This is a genomic window from Rhizobacter sp. P3_B12, from assembly GCF_056402895.1.
In genome coordinates this window covers 1-1,566 of the sequence record NZ_JBFUGN010001231.1, presented here as the reverse complement: position 1 = coordinate 1,566, position 1,566 = coordinate 1, and the positions used below count along the sequence as shown (strand labels likewise).

Annotated in this window: 2 protein-coding genes; both read left to right on the top strand. The window is 74.4% G+C overall.

What is annotated here, in order from left to right:
• On the top strand, positions 1 to 943 hold a 943-nt coding region (locus AC1D01_RS34060), incomplete at its 5' end, for an ATP-grasp domain-containing protein (RefSeq protein WP_477873881.1).
• The coding region (locus AC1D01_RS34055) for a methenyltetrahydromethanopterin cyclohydrolase (RefSeq protein ID WP_477873880.1) at positions 940 to 1,566 on the top strand (627 nt) is incomplete at its 3' end. The genes AC1D01_RS34060 and AC1D01_RS34055, both read left to right, overlap by 4 nt.

The following is a 1,566-nucleotide window of genomic DNA, read 5'->3' as shown; positions in this document are numbered from 1 at the left end:
GCGCGGCGACGTGCGCGGCTGGGTCGCCGGCAGCGGCTTCGAGGGCCGGCCGCGGCTGCTGGCCGAAGCGGCGCAGCTGCTGCCGCTGGTCGGCACGCCGGTGTCGGCGGTGTGCCGCGTGCGCGACCCGGCGCTCTTCTTCGGCTTCCTCGCGTCGCATGGCATCCACCACCCGCCGGTGCGGCTGGGCGCCTTGTCGCGCACGCTGCCGGATGACGGCTCGCACTGGCTGACCAAGGACGCGCTGGGCAGCGGCGGCTGGCAGGTGAGCCGCGCCACGCCGCAGCGGGTGGCCGAAATGCCGGCGCAGCACTACCTGCAGCAGGAGGCGCCGGGCGTGCCGATGTCGGCCACCTTCATCGGCAACGGCCGCCGCGCGGCGCTGCTTGGCTTCAACGAGATCACGGTGCGCCGCTTCGGCACGCGGCCGTTCGTGTTCTGCGGCGTGGTCGGGCCGGTGCCGCTCGAAGGCCGCGCCGCAGCGCAGGCACGCGTCGCCGTCGACGCGCTGACCGCCGGCTTCGAACTGCGCGGCCTGTGCAGCCTCGACTTCATGCGCGACGGCGACGAGATCGCCGTGCTCGAGGTCAACCCGCGCCCGCCGGCCAGCATGGCCTTGTACGGCGACGGCGTGATGGCGGCCCATGTGCAGGCCTGCCTGCACGGCATGCTGCCGGCACCGCGCACCGGCCGGGACCCCGTCAACGGCACCGAGATCGTGTTCGCGCGCCACGACGAGCAGGTCGACGAGACGCTCGCGCAGCGGCTCGCCGCCTGGCCCGGCGCACACGACCTGCCCTGCACCGGCACCCGCATCGCGGCCGGCGACCCGCTGTGCAGCCTGAGCGCGAGCGGCGGCGATCCCGAGGCGGTGAGGGACAGCCTGCACCGCGCCCGCGAGGCCTTGCTGGACACCCTGGACACACCGGAGACAGCGCCATGAACGACACCCTCCTGAGCGTCAACGCGCGGGCGCGCCCGCTGGTCGAGCGCCTGCTCGCCGATGCCGACGCCCTGCAGGTCACGGTGCGCCGCGACGACCGTGGCGTGTGCATCGTCGACGCCGGCATCGAGGCGCGCGGCAGCGTCGCCGCCGGCCTGCTGATCGGCGAGATCTGCATGGGCGGGCTGGGCCAGGTCGGCCTGCGCGCCGGCGCGCAGCACGGCTGGCCGAGCTGGATCGAGGTGCGCAGCTCGCAGCCGGTGCTGGCCTGCCTGGGCAGCCAGTACGCCGGCTGGAGCCTCGCGGCCACCAAGGAGGAAACCGGCGGCAAGAAGTTCTTCTCGCTCGGCTCGGGCCCGGCGCGCGCACTGGCCGGCAAGGAAGCCCTGTACCAGGAACTCGGCTACCGCGACCGCGCCGACTGCGGCGTGCTGGTGATGGAGGTCGACCGGCCGCCGCCGCCGGTGATCATCGACAAGCTGCTGCACGACTGCGCGCTGCAGCCCGAGGGGCTGACGATCATCCTGACGCCGACCACCAGCCCGGCCGGCACGACGCAGATCGTCGCGCGCGTGCTGGAGACGGCGCTGCACAAGGCGCACACGCTGGGCTTCGCGCTGCAC